Below are 16,722 nucleotides of genomic sequence, written 5' to 3'. Positions count from 1 at the left end.
AAATGCCTGCGGCGTCTCGCAGGCCGCCTTGGGGCGGCGAGGCCATCGAAAGACGGCCGGCTTCGCTGACCTCTGGAGACTGCCCCCGTGAGCCGGTCGCGTCAACCATCAATAGCCGGTTACGGAAAAATGTGATCGCCGGGAGGTTACGTCAGGGTCAGTTTCCGCACAGCTTTGTCAGGAGCGTGTTCGGTCTTTGTTCTTTCCGCTTGCCCCTTCGCGCGAAAGACGGTTAAACGACTTCTGTCGGGAGTTGTGGCGTCTCTCGACGTGGCGGCAAAAAGACCTACATAGGGGATGGCCGGGAAAAACCCGCCAATCCCACGAATTCCAGATCTGAGGCGGCGACCGGCGATGGCCGACCATAAATTCCTTTCCATTCGCGGGGCGCGCGAACACAATCTGAAGAATGTCGATCTCGACCTGCCGCGTGACAGCCTGATCGTCATGACCGGCCTGTCGGGCTCCGGCAAATCATCGCTCGCCTTCGACACCATCTATGCCGAGGGCCAGCGCCGCTATGTCGAGAGCCTCTCGGCCTATGCACGGCAATTCCTCGAAATGATGCAGAAGCCCGACGTCGACCAGATCGACGGCCTTTCGCCGGCCATCTCCATCGAGCAGAAGACCACCTCGAAGAACCCGCGTTCGACGGTCGGCACCGTCACCGAGATCTACGACTATATGCGGCTTCTGTTTGCCCGTGTCGGCGTGCCCTATTCGCCGGCCACCGGCCTGCCGATCGAGAGCCAGACGGTCAGCCAGATGGTCGACCGGGTACTGGCGGTCGAGGAAGGCACGCGCCTGTTCCTGCTGGCGCCCATCGTGCGCGGCCGCAAGGGCGAATACCGCAAGGAACTGCTGGAGTTGCAGAAGAAGGGGTTCCAGCGCGTCAAGGTCGACGGCGTCTTCTATGAAATCGCCGACGTGCCGGCGCTGGACAAGAAATACAAGCACGACATCGACGTCGTCGTCGACCGCATCGTCGTGCGCGGCGACCTTGCCACGCGTCTCGCCGACTCCATCGAGACGGCATTGAAGCTGGCCGAGGGGCTGGCGGTGGCCGAGTTCGCCGACAAGCCGCTCGACGCCAGCCAGACCGGCGAGGATTCGGTCAACAAATCCAAGAACGAGACGCATGAGCGCATCCTGTTCTCGGAAAAATTTGCCTGTCCGGTGTCCGGCTTCACCATTCCGGAGATCGAACCCAGGCTGTTCTCCTTCAACAACCCGTTCGGCGCCTGCCCGACCTGCGACGGTCTCGGCAGCCAGCGCGCCATCGATCCCAACCTCGTCGTGCCCGACGAGAACGTGTCGCTGCGCGACGGCGCCGTCAGCCCGTGGGCGAAGTCGACCTCGCCCTATTACTCGCAGACGCTCGAGGCATTGGGCAAGGCCTACAACTTCAAGCTCGGCGACAAGTTCAAGGATCTTTCCGCCGAGGCCCAGGAGGCGATCCTGCGCGGCACCGGCGAGCGCGAAATCACCTTCCAATATGATGACGGCCTGCGCTCCTACAAGACGACCAAGACCTTCGAAGGCGTCATCCCCAATCTCGAGCGACGCTGGAAGGAAACCGAATCCGCCTGGATGCGCGAGGAGATCGAGCGCTTCATGTCGGCAACGCCCTGCCCGGCCTGCAAGGGCTATCGGCTGAAGCCTGAAGCGCTGGCGGTGAAGATCGGCGGCAAGCATATCGGCGAAGTGACGGAACAGTCGATCCGCAATGCCGATCGCTGGTTTACCGACCTGCCGGCGCAGCTCAACGACAAGCAGAATGAGATCGCTGTCCGCGTCTTGAAGGAAATCCGCGAGCGCCTGCGCTTCCTCAACGATGTCGGTCTCGACTATCTCACTTTGTCGCGCAATTCCGGCACGCTGTCGGGCGGCGAAAGCCAGCGCATCCGGCTGGCCTCGCAGATCGGCTCGGGCCTCACCGGCGTGCTCTACGTTCTGGACGAGCCGTCGATCGGCCTGCACCAGCGCGACAACACGCGTCTGCTCGACACGCTCAAGCATTTGCGCGACATCGGCAACACGGTGATCGTCGTCGAGCATGACGAGGACGCCATCCTGCATGCCGACTATGTCGTCGACATGGGTCCGGCCGCCGGCATCCATGGCGGCGAGATCATCGCCCAGGGCACGCCGCAGCAGGTGATGGCCAACCCCAATTCGATCACCGGCAAATATTTGTCGGGTGCGCTCGAAGTAGCGACGCCCGGCGTGCGTCGCGAGGCGAAGAAGAACCGGCGCCTGAAGGTTGTCGGCGCACGCGGCAACAATCTGAAGAACGTCACCGCCGAAATCCCGCTCGGCACCTTCACCGCCGTCACCGGCGTGTCGGGCGGCGGCAAGTCGACCTTCCTGATCGAGACGCTGTTCAAGGCGGCCTCGCGCCGCATCATGGGTTCGCGCGAGCATCCGGCCGAACACGACCGCATCGAGGGGCTGGAATTCCTCGACAAGGTCATCGACATCGACCAGTCGCCCATCGGGCGGACGCCGCGTTCGAACCCCGCTACCTATACCGGCGCCTTCACGCCGATCCGCGACTGGTTCGCCGGCCTGCCGGAAGCCAAGGCGCGCGGCTACCAGCCGGGACGTTTCTCGTTCAACGTCAAGGGCGGCCGCTGCGAGGCCTGCCAGGGCGACGGCGTCATCAAGATCGAGATGCACTTCTTGCCCGACGTCTACGTCACCTGCGATGTCTGCCACGGCAAGCGCTACAATAGGGAGACGCTCGACGTCCTGTTCAAGGGCAAGTCGATCGCCGACGTGCTCGACATGACCGTCGAGGAAGGCGTCGATTTCTTCGCCGCCGTGCCTGGCGTGCGCGACAAGCTCGACACGCTGAAGCAGGTCGGCCTCGGCTACATCCATATCGGCCAGCAGGCGACGACGCTGTCGGGCGGCGAGGCGCAACGCATCAAGCTGGCCAAGGAACTGTCGCGCAAGGCGACGGGCAAGACGCTCTACATCCTCGACGAGCCGACCACTGGCCTGCATTTCCACGACGTCGCCAAGCTGTTGGAAGTGCTGCACGAATTGGTCGACCAGGGCAACACGGTGGTGGTCATCGAGCACAATCTCGAAGTGATCAAGACCGCCGACTGGGTGCTCGACCTCGGTCCCGAAGGCGGTGATGGCGGCGGCGAGCTGGTTGCGTCTGGAACGCCGGAAGCAATCGTGCGGGAGAAGCGCAGCTACACCGGCCAGTTCCTCAAGGAGCTTCTGGAACGGCGCCCGGGGGGCAAGCGCGAAGCGGCGGAGTGATGGGTAGGGATGGTCGCATCACGGTCCAGAGTAGCTTTGGCGTGAGGCTTGCCCGCCCAGAAGATCTCGCCGCGATCGTCGCGCTGACTCAAGCGGCCTATGCCCCCTACAACGCGATACTCGACGCGCCACCGATCCCGGTTACCGAGGACTACGCACCGCGCGTCGCCCAGGGCGAGGTCTGGCTGCTGGAGAGGGACGCCACGCTTGCCGGGCTAATCACGCTGGAGCGCCATCCCGACCACGTCATGATCTTCTCCGTCGCGGTCGCCCCCGGCTCCCAAGGCAAGGGATTTGGCATCGCGTTACTCAATCACGCGGATGAACAGGCAAGTCTGTGGGGCCTGCCGGAGGTGCGGCTCTACACCAACGCCAAGATGGAACGGAACATCGCGCTCTATCTCGCCTATGGTTTTCACGAAACGGGTCGCCGACCCAATCCCTATCGGCCAGGGTGGGTACTGGTCGACATGGCCAAACCCGTCGACAGGCCCACCGCGGCTTGATCGCTTTTGAAATCGGGGAGGACGACGATGAGCAAATCGGGAACAATCCGCGCCGGCATGGGCGGCTGGACCTTCGAGCCTTGGGACACGTCCTTCTATCCGGACAAGTTGTCGAAGGCCAAGCAACTGAACTACGCCAGCCGGCAAGTGCCGAGCATCGAGGTCAACGGCACCTATTATTCGAGCTTCAAGGAGCCGACCTTCGTCAAATGGGCCAACGAGGCGCCAGACGGTTTCGTCTATTCGCTGAAAGGCAACCGCTTCGTCACCAATCGGCGTGTGCTGGGCGAAGCCGGCGAGTCGATGATGCGTTTCCTCGGTTCCGGCGTGGCCGCGCTCGGTGAAAAGCTCGGACCGATCCTGTGGCAGTTCGCGCCGACCAAGAAATTCGACCCTGACGATTTCGAGGCGTTTCTGAAACTGCTGCCGGAAAAGCAGGACGGCGTCGCGCTGCGCCACGCGCTCGAAGTGCGCAACGACAGCTTCATCGTGCCGGAGTTCGCCGCACTCGCGCGCAAATACAAGGCGGCGATCGTCTATGCCGACCATGCCAAATATCCTGACATCGCCGATATCACCGGCGATTTCGTCTATGCGCGGTTGCAGACCGGCAGCGACGACAATCCCGATTGCTACACGCCAAAAGGCCTCGATGAATGGGCGGCGCGCGCAAAAATCTGGGCGGAAGGCAAGCAGCCGGCCGATCTGCGGCGCGCCGGCCCCGCCACCGACGCCCCGGTCCAGCCGCGCGATGTGTTCGTCTACTTCATCACCGAGGGCAAGGTGCGCGCGCCGTTCGGGGCAATGGCGCTGATGAGGCGCGTAACCGACTGAAAAAGAATCAGTCGGTTTCCAGCACCCGCTATAAGTGCGTCGCCTATGCGTTTTGGGCGTAGCAAAGCGCCTATTCCTGGGCATCTTCGCCGTGATCGTAACCTTATCGACACTTCCTTGCCGCATGAATACTCCGACGCCAAGCTGCAGAGCTGGAGCCGTCGCCGGCAGGGAAAGAGGGGCATGTCGCTCGACTACACTTCACTTCTGCTCGCTGTCGGTTTCTCCGCCGCTTGCCTCAGCCTGACGCTGTTCGGCATGTGGCTGACCGCCCGCTCGGAAAAGTTCCTGCTGACATGGGCGATCAGCCTGGTGTTCGTGGTTGGCGATATTTTCATCTATGACGCCTATATCGACATGCCCGGGCGCCTGCTCGGCATCGCCACCTCGGCGTTCCTGCTGATCGGTTTTTCGGCCATGCTGGGTGCCGCCTATCAGTTCCGCACCGGCGGCTCGCCGCTGCTGCGGGCGCTGTGGGGTTGCGTTTCCCTGGCGATAGCGCTGCCTCCCATGGCTTTGGGCTATGACGGCCTCGGCTTCATTTTCGAGAACATGTTCGCTGCCTTGCTCCTGTTCGCCACGGCGTTCGAATATTGGAGAGGCCGCGATGAGGCGCCCGCCTTGACGATCGGCATCACCACGCTCTATTCGGCCACGGCCACGTCCTTCGCGCTCTGCGCCATGGTTCTCGCTTGGGACGGAAAACTGGTGCTCGGCCACGCGCCAAGCAATTGGGCAGAAGAGCTCAGCCTGATCGTGGTGATCGCCAGCATGACGGGTATTGGCGCACTCTCGCTTGCCCTCAACCAGGGGCGTCTGGCGCGGCACCACCACCGCAACGCCCTGACGGATCCCCTGACCGGCCTGCTCAACCGGCGCGCCCTGTTCGACATGCATGGCCATATTCCGGTCGGCGCCTTTACCGCCGTGGTCGTCTTCGACCTCGACAATTTCAAAGCCATCAACGACGAATTCGGCCACGCGGCGGGCGACGAGGTGCTGAAGGTGTTCGCCAGAGAGTTGGCAGCCAACCTTCGATCGGCCGACGTCGCCGCGCGCATGGGCGGCGAGGAATTCGCACTGGTGCTGAGGCGCACTCTGCCGGAGACGGTCGAGGAATCAGCTGAGCGCATCCGGGCGGCTTTCGCGATGCGGTTGATAGAAACCGAAACCGGCTCGCTCACTTGCACGGTCAGCGCCGGATTTGCGTTTGGCAGCAAGGAGGGCCTCAGCTTGGACAAGGTGCTCAGCGCCGCCGACAAGGCGCTCTACGACGCCAAGCGCGGAGGCCGCAACCGCGTCATCGCCTCGCCATTCCGGCGCGCGAGCTGATCACTCGCATCATGGCGACTCTGTGATTGTTGAATAGCGAAGACTGCCCCTAGGCCGCCATGACGATTTCATTGAAGGCATCGAGGTCGACGTAGAAGACCTTGGTGATCTCCTCGATCAGATCATCGTAGTCGCAGCCCTGTGACCTCAAGATGTTGATGGCGGCGATGATGTCGACACGTTCGGTAAGCCGCCGCTTCTGGTAGTCCTCGACGTAACGTTCCATGGCTGTCCCTTAGCCTGTGTGCCCAAACGCGTTTGAACGACAGAGATCGGGAAGCTAGGAAGCCTTGCTTGCGTGGAACTTGCAGAACCTTCGCCGCGCCTCGATCTGCTATAACCAGACTGATACGGAAGCGGCCGACTCACAAAGCCTGGAAAAGACTAGCATGCGACATCGCGTGTGCCAGAGACGCGGATGATGGATGGAAGAAATATTGGACTTGCCAAGAACTTCAAATCTTCAACTGAAGTCCAGTGCCGATTCTAGACCGTGAGGAATTTGCGAACATCAGCCCGGTCTAAATCTTGCGCCGGGCCGGTGTGGACGATCTGGCCGCGATCCATGATGTTGACCTCGTCGGCAAGCTCTCGGCAGAAGTCGAGATACTGTTCGACCAGCAACACAGCGATGCCGGCCTGGTCGCGCAGATAACGTATGGCGCGGCCGATGTCCTTGATAACGGAGGGCTGGATGCCTTCGGTCGGCTCGTCGAGCACCAGCAGCTTCGGCCGCATTACCAGTGCCCTGCCGATGGCCAACTGCTGCTGTTGACCGCCGGAAAGATCGCCGCCACGGCGGCCAAGCATCTGCCTCAGCACCGGAAACAGCTCGAAGACGTGCGCCGGCACGTCGCGGTCGGCGCGCCTCAAGGGCGCGAAGCCGGATTCGAGGTTTTCGCGCACGCTGAGCAGCGGAAAGATCTCCCTGCCCTGCGGCACGAATGCGATGCCCGACCGGGCGCGGTCATACGCCGCGCTCCGGTCGAGCGCCTTCCCCTCGAAGGCAACGCTTCCGCTCGTCAGCCGGTGATGGCCGACGATCGATCTCATCAAACTTGTCTTGCCGACGCCGTTGCGGCCGAGCACGCAGGTGATCTGGCCGGCAGCCGCCTTCAGCGACACGCCACGCAGCGCCTGGGCGGCGCCGTAATGGAGCGTGGCATTGGAAACTTCGAGCATGTCAGCGCCTTCTCCAAAACCGGAGAAACGACATGTCGAAATGATGGAATTGCACCCGCCAGACCATGCTCATCTCCCCAAATAGACTTCGACGACGCGCTCGTCGGCCGATACGAAATCGAGCGTCCCTTCGGAGAGCACCGAGCCCTCATGCAGGCAGGTGACCTTGACGCCGAGCTCACGCACGAAATGCATGTCGTGCTCGACGACGATGACCGAATGGTCACGCGCGATGTCCCTGAGCAGCCGCGCGGTTTCCTCGGTCTCGGCATCGGTCATGCCGGCGACCGGCTCGTCGACCAGAAGCAGCTTCGGGTCCTGCGCCAAGAGCATGCCGATCTCGAGCCACTGCTTCTGGCCGTGGCTGAGATTGGCCGCAAGGTCATGACGCTTGTCGCCCAACCGGATGATGCCAAGAATCTCGTCGATCCGTCGCGTCTCGGCGGCCGATTGGCGGTGGAACAGCGCCGGGAAGATCGAGCGCGGCCCCTTCAGCGCCAGCATCAGGTTTTCCTCGATCGTGTGGCTTTCGAAGACGGTCGGCTTCTGGAATTTGCGGCCGATGCCCATCATGGCGATCTCGGCTTCGTCATGCCTGGTGAGGTCCACCTGGCCGTCGAAGAACACTTCGCCTTCGTCGGGTCGCGTCTTGCCGGTGACGATGTCCATCATCGTTGTCTTGCCGGCGCCGTTAGGGCCGATAATGGCGCGCATCTCGCCCTTGTCGAGCACCAGCGACAGATTGTTGATGGCGCGAAAGCCGTCGAAGGAGACCGAGACGCCGTCGAGATAGAGGATTGTGTTGGACTTGCTCATGGCCGCTTACTCCGCCGCCTGCGGTTCGGGGTCGGACCAGGACCATTCGCCTGGATTTCTCGCCGGCGATCGAGCAGGCTTCGAGGTGGCGGATGCGACTCTCGCCTCGGTACCGGCTTCGTCAGCGAGGGAAGCCGCGCGCAACGCCCTGGCATTGCCGCGCCAGCTGTCCCACATGCCGATTATGCCCTTCGGCAGGAGCAAGGTGACAGCGACGAACAGGCCGCCCAGCGCGAACAGCCAGAATTCCGGCAGCACACCGGTAAACCAGGATTTGCCGGCATTGACGAGCAGCGCGCCGATGATCGGCCCGACGATCGTGCCGCGTCCGCCCACCGCCGCCCAGATCACCACCTCGATCGAATTGGACGGTTCGAATTCGCCGGGATTGATGATGCCGACCTGCGGCACGTAGAGCGCGCCGGCAATGCCTGCCATGACGGCCGAAACGGTGAAGGCGAACAGTTTCACGTTCTCCGCCCGCCAGCCGAGGAAACGCGTACGGCTTTCGGCATCACGCACGGCCATCAGCAGCTTGCCGTATTTGGAGCCGACGATCGCCCAGGTGACGAAAACGGCGAGCGCGAGCATTACCGCGCTGGCCGCGAACAGCGCCGAACGGGTCGCGTCGGCCTGCACGTTAAAGCCCAGAATATCCTTGAAATCGGTGAGCCCGTTGTTGCCGCCGAAGCCCATGTCGTTGCGGAAGAAAGCGAGCAGCAGCGCATAGGTCATCGCCTGGGTGATGATCGAGAGATAGACGCCGGTGACGCGGCTGCGGAAGGCGAACCAGCCGAAGACGAAGGCAAGCAGGCCGGGCACCGCCAGCACCATGATTGCCGCGAACCAGAAATGATCGAAGCCGGTCCAGAACCACGGCAATTGCTTGTAGTTCAGGAACACCATGAAATCAGGCAGGATCGGATTGCCGTAGACGCCGCGCGAGCCGATCTGGCGCATAAGATACATGCCCATCGCATAGCCGCCGAGCGCGAAGAAGGCGCCGTGGCCAAGCGAAAGGATGCCGCAATAGCCCCAGACCAGATCGAGCGACAGCGCCAGCAGCGCGTAGCAGAGATACTTGCCGGTCAGCGCGACTATGTAGGACGGCACGTAGAAGGCGCTGGTTGGCGAAACAGCCAGGTTGAGCAGCGGCACGATGACGGCCACCGCCAGCAGGGCGAAAATGGTGATGGCGATGCGGCGGTCGGCACCCGCGGCGAAGAAGCGTCCTGACATCATGCTTCCACCGCCCTGCCCTTGAGCGCGAACAGGCCGCGCGGGCGCTTCTGGATGAACAGGATGATCAGCACCAGCACGACGATCTTGCCGAGCACGGCGCCGGCATAGGGTTCGAGAACCTTGTTGACGATGCCGAGCGAGAAGGCGCCGACCAGCGTGCCCCAGAGATTGCCGACACCGCCGAAGACGACGACCATGAAACTGTCGATGATGTAGCCGCGACCGAGATTGGGCGAAACATTGTCGATCTGGCTGAGCGCGACGCCTGCAATACCGGCAATGCCGGACCCCAGCGCGAAAGTCAGCGCGTCGACCCACGGCGTCCTGATGCCCATCGAGGCGGCCATGCGCCGATTGGCGGTGACTGCGCGCATCTGCAGGCCCCAGGGCGTGCGCTTCATCACGTAGAGCAACATGCCGAACACCGTGAGCGCGAACACCAGTATCCACAGCCGGTTCCAGGTGATGGCCAGTTGTCCGACGTCGAATGAGCCGGACATCCAGGACGGATTGCCGACCTCCTGGTTGGTCGGTCCGAAGATCGAGCGCACCGCCTGCTGCAGGATCAGCGATACGCCCCAGGTCGCCAGCAGCGTCTCCAGCGGCCGGCCGTAAAGAAAGCGGATGACGCCGCGCTCGATGATGAGACCGACGAATGCCGCAACCAGGAAGGCAAGCGGCAGCGCGATCACCAGCGACCAGTCAAAGAGGCCGGGAAAGGACGTGCGGATCACCTGCTGGACGACGAAAGTCGTGTAGGCGCCGAGCATCACCATCTCGCCATGCGCCATGTTGATGACGCCCATGACGCCGAACGTGATCGCAAGCCCGATCGCTGCCAGCAGCAGCACCGAACCCAGCGATATCCCATACCAGATGTTCTGGCCGGCATCCCACAAGGCCAGCGTCGAATTGATGTTTGCGATCGCAGCCGTCGCCGCGTCCTTGACCGCTCCAGAGGCGTTGGCCTCGACCGAGGTGAGCAGCGAAACAGCATCGCGGTCGCCGCGCGCACCGATCAGGGCGATTGCGGCGAGCTTGTCTGCGTCGGGCTTGTCCGAAACCAGTATGGAAGCGGCACGCGCCTGTTCCAGCAAAGCCTTGACGCTCGCCACGCTTTCACTGGCGATGACTGCGTCGAGCGGGCCGATATTGGCGGCGTCCGGTGTCTTGAACATGGTGTCCGCGGCGGCGATGCGGACCGTCGGATCCTTGGAACCAAGCGTCAACGTGCCCAATGCATCGCGGATCGTGCGGCGCAACGTGTTGTTGACGCTGATCTTGGTTATGTCGTCCTCGGGGGCCTCGCCTGCTGGCTCGCCGCTCAGCGGGTCGAAAAGCTGGACGTTTTCGTCGCCTTCCTTGCCGACAAACACCATCGAGTCGGCCGTACGAACGTAAAGATTGCCGTCCGCCAGTGCAGCAAGCGGCCGTTCGACAGCCGGATCGCCTGTGGCCGTCAACTCTTGAACGACAGCTCCTGTCTCGGAAAAGTCCGTTACTGTCGCGAATTTGGCGATGATGGCACGCAGATCGGCTTCCGCAGCGCCCGAAGACGACAGCGTCGTCAGCAGAAACAAAAGCATCAGGCCAATCGCGTGGAGAATCTTCATCGGCGTTCGGTGACCATTGAAGGTTGAAGTGGGCGTCCGGACAGTGGAGGAACTGTCCGGACGCGCGCGGTCTTGGGCGTGGACCCGAAGGTCCAGCCCGGGGAGGATCAGTTCGTGCCCTTGCCGCCGCACTTGCCGGTTTTGACGTTGAAGTTGCCGCAGCTGAGCGGCGCGCGCCAATCGGAAATCAGGTCCTTGGAGTCGGGCAGGTAGTCGGACCATTCGTCACCCATCACCAGGCCCGATGTCTTCGAAACCGTTTCGAATTGGCCATTGGCCTGGATTTCACCGATCAGCACCGGCTTGGTGATGTGATGGTTCGGCATCATCGTCGAATAGCCGCCGGTCAGGTTCGGCACCGAAACGCCGACCATGGCATCGATGACCTTGTCCGGATCGGTGGTGCCGGCCTTTTGAACCGCCTTCACCCACATGTTGAAGCCGATATAGTGGGCTTCCATCGGGTCGTTGGTGGTGCGCTTGTTGTTCTTGATGAACTTGTGCCAGTCGGCAATGAACTTCTTGTTCTCGGGCGTGCTGACGCTCTCGAAATAGTTCCACGCTGCAAGATGGCCGACCAGCGGCTTGGTGTCGAGACCGGCAAGTTCTTCCTCACCCACCGAGAAGGCCATGACCGGGATGTCTTCGGCCTTGATGCCCTGGTTGCCGAGTTCCTTGTAGAACGGAACATTGGCGTCGCCATTGACGGTCGAGACGACGGCGGTCTTCTTGCCGGCCGAACCGAACTTCTTGATCGCCGAAACTTCGGTCTGCCAGTCGGAAAAACCGAACGGCGTGTAGTTGGTCATGATGTCTTCGGCCGCGACGCCCTTAGACTTCAGATAGGCTTCGAGGATCTTGTTGGTGGTACGCGGATAGACGTAGTCGGTGCCTTCCAGCACCCAGCGCTTCACCGAGCCGCCGTCCTTGCTCATCAGATAGTCGACGGCCGGAATGGCCTGCTGGTTTGGAGCCGCACCGGTGTAGAACACGTTGCGCTCGCTTTCCTCGCCCTCATACTGGACGGGATAGAACAGGATGTTGTCGAGCTCGGAGAACACTGGCAACACCGATTTGCGCGACACCGAGGTCCAGCAGCCGAACACCGCCGCGACCTTGTCCTTGGAGATCAGTTCGCGCGCCTTTTCGGCGAACAGCGGCCAGTTGGAAGCCGGATCGACGACGACGGCTTCAAGCTTCTTGCCGAGCAGGCCGCCCTTGGCGTTCTGCTCGTCGATGAGCATCAGCATGGCGTCCTTCAGCGTCGTCTCCGAAATCGCCATTGTGCCCGACAGCGAATGGAGAATGCCGACCTTGATCGTGTCGTCGGCAGCCCTGGCCGGAGCGGATATCATCAAACCGGCGGCGACCGCGCCCGCCGAGACCATTTTTGTTATTGTCGAGAAATTACCCCTCATACCGAAGACTCCCAAGCTGGTTGATTGTACCGCAACACTACGATGCAACCCCCGTGCCAACCGCTACCGGCTTGCTGAAAATAGCAAAATAACCGAACGTTATCAGTTAGTTGATACATTAGAATGAACAGAGGTAAGAGAGCCGGTTAAAAAATGATTGAGGGAAATTTGCGCAGCGCACAAGGCGTATGCCTAATTTTAGTTCATTTTTGACACGTGCCTATATTTTGACCTTGGCGCACGTGTCGCGGACGACAAATGTTGCGGCGCGGCACGAAAATAGGGCAAGCTTGTCGTTCAAACGGACGACGTCATGACATCAGGCATTTCACGCATATTCATCGGCATTTTGTCTGTGGCGGCGGCAACCGGAGCGGCACGAGCCGATTTCAGCGATGGCAAGATGCCCGATGGCACTTATCACTGCGAAGTCTATCTGCTCGGCCTGTTCCTCAACCTCGGCGACATCACCATCAAGGGAAACGTCTACACAGGCCCCGTCACCTTCGGGACCGCCCAACAGGCTTACAACTATCAGATGGATGCAAACGGTGTGATTTCGTGGCTGGGCCCGCTCGGCGGCTATACCGCCGGCGGCAACGCGCTCTCGATGACCCAGGCAACCCTGGACGGCCAGAACCCGCCCTCCTTCGACATCATCATGAAGCAACCCGACGGGGCCTTCACCGCCTCAACCTGCACCAAGGGAGGCAATCGGTAGGCCTTCGCCTCCCTTCGGGGCTGCCTTGGGAGTCTGCACGTCTGCCGTGTCATCTGGATGTTGCCGAAACTGGATAGGCAGCGGTGCGCCGTCACATCCACCTCGAGAGGCAGACACCATGGCCAATTCCCCGTCTTCATCCTCCCCCTTCATTCGCGACGCTTCAACTCGGGAAAGCCGAGTGTCGAAAGAGCGGCGACCGCATGTGTTTCGCCGGCAAACAACGAGCCGACAAAGCTGCCGCCGGCGATCAATGCGCTGGATGCAAGGCTGCCTTTCAGGAGCGTGCGGCGCGAAACGCGCTCGGCGATGACGCGTCTACGACAAGACCCACGCCGCCGCCGATGGCTATGAAACAACGATCGTTGCGCGACGCCGCCTAGCGCGCTTCCGTGGCAATTTCGAGCGCCAGGCGGCTCATGTCGGTGAAAAGCTCCTGGCGTTCGGAATAGTCGGTCTGTTCGCCGGTGAGCAGATTGTCGACCACGGTCAGCAGCGATAATGCCCTCGCGCCGAAATGCGCCGAGATGCGATAGAGAGCGCTGGTTTCCATGTCTACGGCCAGCGCTCCGAGCGCCCTGGCGTCGGCATAGCGGGCACGTGGGTCGGGATGGTAGAATATGTCGGTGCAGGCTGTCAGGCCGGCGTGGTGGTCGATGCCGAGTTCGGTTGCCTTGGCCAATGCGCAAGCGAGCAGCGCCGGATCCGGGCCGACGTCAGCCTCGTAAAGGCCAAAGACCCGGCCGTTCTCAGTGTCTTCAGGCCGTGCCGATTGCGAGATCACAAGGCTGCGCAGCTTTGCCTCGGCGCTCAGGCCACCGCAGGTACCGGTGCGGATCAGTGTCCGGGCGCCATAATAATCAAGCAATTCATGCGCATAGATCAGGAACGATGAAACACCGATACCCGTCGCCTGAATGCTGATGGGCCTGCCTCGAAACGAGCCGGTAAAGCCAAGCGCACCGCGACGACGATTGACACAACGCGGCGTGTCGAGAAACGTGCCGGCCATCCACTCCGCGCGCTGCGGGTCGCCCGGCAACAAAATCGTGTCGGCGTAGTCGCCCTTGCTTGCCTCGATGTGTGGCGTCAACAGCTGCTCCCCCAAGCCCGCCTGCTATATTGCCAATAATCATGGCGTTGTTACCGCGTTATGCAAGGGGCGCGGCATTGGAAATACCTAAGATTCAAGCACATCCTTGACGATCGTAGCCAGTTGCTTGAGCGAGAACGGTTTTGGCAGGAAGCCGAAATGCGCCTCCGCCGGCAGGTTTCTGGCGAATGCGTCCTCGGCATAGCCGGAGACGAAGACGAACTTGATGTCCGGCTGGCGTTTGCGCAATTCACCGAGCAGCGTCGGCCCGTCCATTTCCGGCATCACTACGTCGGAAACGACGATGTCGACCTTGCCGCCGAGCGCTTCGAACACTTCCAGCGCCTCGACGCCGGAGGACGCCTCGTGGACGGTGTAACCGCGCGAGGTCAGTGCCCGCATGCCGCCCATGCGCACGGCGTCCTCATCCTCGACCAGCAGTACCGTCGCCGACCCGGACAGGTCCTTGGTGCTATCGGCCAATTTGACTGCCGCGGCGGCCGGTGCTTCACCGGGTTCGGCCGCCTTTTTCGCTTCCGCGATGTGACGTGGCAGGAAAATGCGGAAAGTCGATCCCTTGCCGACTTCGGAATCGCAGAAAATGAAACCGCCGGTCTGCTTGATGATGCCGTAGACCATGGACAGACCGAGGCCCGTGCCCTTGCCGACCTCCTTGGTGGTGAAGAACGGCTCGAAGATCTTCTTCAGCACGTCGGGCGCGATGCCTGAGCCGGTGTCCTCGACCTCGACCACCACATAGTCGGCGGCCGCGAGTTCGCGATACGGGAAGGTCTTGGACTCCTCGGCGGTCACGTTGCGTGTGCGCACGGTGAGATCGCCTCCCGCCGGCATCGCGTCGCGCGCGTTGACCGCCAGGTTGACCACCACCTGCTCGAACTGGCCGATATCGACCTTGACCGGCCACAGGTCGCGGCCGTGGTCGACCTTGAGCTTGATGTCGTTGCCGACCAGCCGGGCAAGCAGCATCCTGAGATCGGCGAGCACGTCGGTGAGGTTCAGCACTTCCGGCCGCAGCGTCTGCTTGCGCGAGAAGGCCAGCAACTGCCTGACCAGCGAGGCGGCTCGGTTGGCGTTCTGCTTGATGTTCATGATGTCGGGGAAGGACGGATCCGACGGCCGGTGATTGGTCAAAAGCAGGTCCGACGCCATGATGATGGCGGTCAGCACATTGTTGAAGTCGTGCGCGATGCCACCGGCGAGCTGGCCGACGGCCTGCATCTTCTGGCTTTGCGCCATCTGCCCTTCGAGCGCCTTTTGCTCGGTCGTCTCGACGGCGTAGACGATGGCCGATTCCTCGGCCCCTTCGCCGCCAGTACCGTCGGCGACGGCGTTGACGTAGAAACGGATGTGCCGGTCTTCATTGCCGGGCAGCACTGTGTCGATCGGTTCGATATCGGCCTGCCGCTGCCGGGCTTTCTCGAACGCCGCGGCAAAGGCCGGCCGGTCGCGGTCATGGATCACCGTATCGAGCCGTACGCGGCGATCCACGGCATCGCGGTCGACGACCGAGGAAAACAGCGACAGAAAAGGTGCGTTGGTGCGCAGGATGCGTCCGCTGGCATCGACACCGGCGATCGCCATCGGTGTCGAATTGAAGAAGCGGGTGAAGCGCACTTCCGAAGCGCGCAGATCGGCCGAGGCATCCTCGCCTTGCGTACGGTTGAGTACGATGGTGCGCGTCGGGCCGCCGAGGCCCTCGCGGCTTGCCGAAACGCGGTGCATGAAGCGCACTGGCAGCGCCTCGCCGGTCATCGTCGTCAAGTCGAGATCGATGACCGCATTGCGCGTCGTGCCGGGATCCGCCTTGACGGAGCGCACCAGCGCCATGCCGTCGCCGGCAACGATATCGGGCAAGGTGACGGCGCCGGGCGTGAAGCTGGCAAGGTCGATGCCCAGCCATCCGGCGAGCGTGGCGTTGATGTAGGTGACGCGGCCGTCCTGATCGGCCGAAAAGAAACCGGCCGGCGCGTGGTCGAGGTGATCGATGGCCTTCTGCAGATCGAGGAAGAAACGCTCCTGCTCGGCCCGCTCCTGCGAAATATCGGCGAGTTGCCAGGCCAGCATCGGCAACCGCTGGCCCGGAACGCTGAACGCGCGGGCGCGCGCCCGGTACCAGCGGGCGCCCGGTTCAGCGCCGGGCCGGATCGATTGCGCCAGCCTGAACTCGCCATCGCCCGGCTGCCCGTCACGCAAGCCGGACGCCAGCCGGTAAATGGTCACCGAGGCCTCGGGGACATCCGAGAGCAATCCTTCGACGGTCTTCAGATCGGCGGCCGAGGTGGCCCCGGTCATATCGGCATAAGCCCGGTTGGCGTAGACGACGCGACCCTTGGTGTCCGTGACCAGCAGGCCTTGGCCCATCGAATCGACGAAAGCCTTGGACAGTTCGTCGCCCGTCGAGCGCGGTGTGATCTGCACGAAGCCGATCGCGGTCGCGAACAGGAAGCCGACACCGATCATCGCCAGCACGCCGAGCATGCCAAGCAGGAAGGGGTCGCCGAGGCGCTCGCGGAAAAGGCCGAAGACGATGGCCGCGCCCGTCAGAACGACGATGAAGATGATAAGCCGGGTGACCGCGCCCGGTCGCGTATTCTGGTCGACGATCGGTACCGGATAGAAATCGCCGCGCGCTTCCTTGGCCATATGCCCCCTGCTCGTGAAATCCGAG

13 protein-coding genes are annotated in these 16,722 nt (G+C 62.2%); 5 read left to right on the top strand and 8 right to left on the bottom strand.

The genetic code is table 11. The features are described 5' to 3' along the window. The first annotated feature begins 354 nt into the window (after window positions 1-354). The 4 genes from uvrA to EN850_RS19795 all read left to right on the top strand — a co-directional run bounded on the left by uvrA (window position 355) and on the right by EN850_RS19795 (window position 5,948). Window positions 355-3,276, top strand: a complete 2,922-nt coding sequence (gene uvrA, locus EN850_RS19810; RefSeq protein WP_127872539.1) for an excinuclease ABC subunit UvrA — start codon at window positions 355-357, stop codon at window positions 3,274-3,276. Beyond that, window positions 3,276-3,782 (top strand): GNAT family N-acetyltransferase, encoded by a 507-nt coding sequence (locus EN850_RS19805; protein WP_135864456.1) that lies wholly within the window; start codon window positions 3,276-3,278, stop codon window positions 3,780-3,782. Before uvrA ends, EN850_RS19805 begins: the two co-directional genes overlap by 1 nt. Window positions 3,783-3,809: 27 nt before the next feature. Then, window positions 3,810-4,616 carry a DUF72 domain-containing protein gene (locus tag EN850_RS19800; protein ID WP_135918438.1) on the top strand — a complete coding sequence of 269 codons (807 nt, stop codon included), beginning with the start codon at window positions 3,810-3,812 and terminating at the stop codon, window positions 4,614-4,616. 183 nt (window positions 4,617-4,799) lie between these two features. Further along, window positions 4,800-5,948 carry a GGDEF domain-containing protein gene (locus EN850_RS19795; RefSeq protein ID WP_136092061.1) on the top strand — a complete coding sequence of 383 codons (1,149 nt, stop codon included), beginning with the start codon at window positions 4,800-4,802 and terminating at the stop codon, window positions 5,946-5,948. 49 nt (window positions 5,949-5,997) lie between these two features. Here EN850_RS19795 and EN850_RS19790 read toward each other — a convergent pair whose 3' ends face one another. The 6 genes from EN850_RS19790 to urtA form a co-directional block, all read right to left on the bottom strand. Beyond that, the gene (locus EN850_RS19790; RefSeq protein ID WP_084636783.1) at window positions 5,998-6,174 is read right to left on the bottom strand and encodes a hypothetical protein; all 177 of its coding nucleotides are present in this window, start codon (window positions 6,172-6,174) and stop codon (window positions 5,998-6,000) included. A 260-nt stretch (window positions 6,175-6,434) separates the two neighbouring features. After that, entirely contained in the window at window positions 6,435-7,130 is a 696-nt protein-coding gene (gene urtE / locus EN850_RS19785; protein ID WP_127278250.1) for an urea ABC transporter ATP-binding subunit UrtE, read from the bottom strand. A 69-nt stretch (window positions 7,131-7,199) separates the two neighbouring features. After that, window positions 7,200-7,946 carry an urea ABC transporter ATP-binding protein UrtD gene (urtD, locus tag EN850_RS19780; protein WP_127872543.1) on the bottom strand — a complete coding sequence of 249 codons (747 nt, stop codon included), beginning with the start codon at window positions 7,944-7,946 and terminating at the stop codon, window positions 7,200-7,202. 6 nt (window positions 7,947-7,952) lie between these two features. Then, window positions 7,953-9,188, bottom strand: coding sequence for an urea ABC transporter permease subunit UrtC (gene urtC, locus EN850_RS19775; RefSeq protein ID WP_136092060.1), 1,236 nt, complete (start codon window positions 9,186-9,188; stop codon window positions 7,953-7,955). Then, entirely contained in the window at window positions 9,185-10,801 is a 1,617-nt protein-coding gene (gene urtB, locus EN850_RS19770) for an urea ABC transporter permease subunit UrtB (RefSeq protein ID WP_135915844.1), read from the bottom strand. The genes urtC and urtB overlap by 4 nt, the downstream gene beginning before the upstream one ends. Window positions 10,802-10,908: 107 nt before the next feature. Next, on the bottom strand, window positions 10,909-12,189 hold the full coding sequence (gene urtA / locus EN850_RS19765; RefSeq protein ID WP_245525068.1) for an urea ABC transporter substrate-binding protein: 1,281 nt from the start codon (window positions 12,187-12,189) through the stop codon (window positions 10,909-10,911). Window positions 12,190-12,532: 343 nt separating this feature from the next. On the opposite strand from urtA, the gene EN850_RS19760 reads away from it, so the two are divergent. Beyond that, window positions 12,533-12,940: a hypothetical protein gene (locus EN850_RS19760; RefSeq protein WP_135915842.1), complete on the top strand. Its 408-nt coding sequence runs from the start codon at window positions 12,533-12,535 to the stop codon at window positions 12,938-12,940. 379 nt (window positions 12,941-13,319) lie between these two features. Here EN850_RS19760 and EN850_RS19750 read toward each other — a convergent pair whose 3' ends face one another. Then, the gene (locus EN850_RS19750; protein WP_127278244.1) at window positions 13,320-14,033 is read right to left on the bottom strand and encodes a DeoD-type purine-nucleoside phosphorylase; all 714 of its coding nucleotides are present in this window, start codon (window positions 14,031-14,033) and stop codon (window positions 13,320-13,322) included. 87 nt (window positions 14,034-14,120) lie between these two features. Next, window positions 14,121-16,697, bottom strand: coding sequence for a PAS domain-containing sensor histidine kinase (locus EN850_RS19745; protein WP_136092059.1), 2,577 nt, complete (start codon window positions 16,695-16,697; stop codon window positions 14,121-14,123). Window positions 16,698-16,722 lie beyond the last annotated feature (25 nt).

The organism is Mesorhizobium sp. M8A.F.Ca.ET.207.01.1.1 (genome assembly GCF_004794715.1).
GTDB lineage: Bacteria > Pseudomonadota > Alphaproteobacteria > Rhizobiales > Rhizobiaceae > Mesorhizobium.
This window is presented reverse-complemented; position numbering and strand designations above follow the sequence as displayed.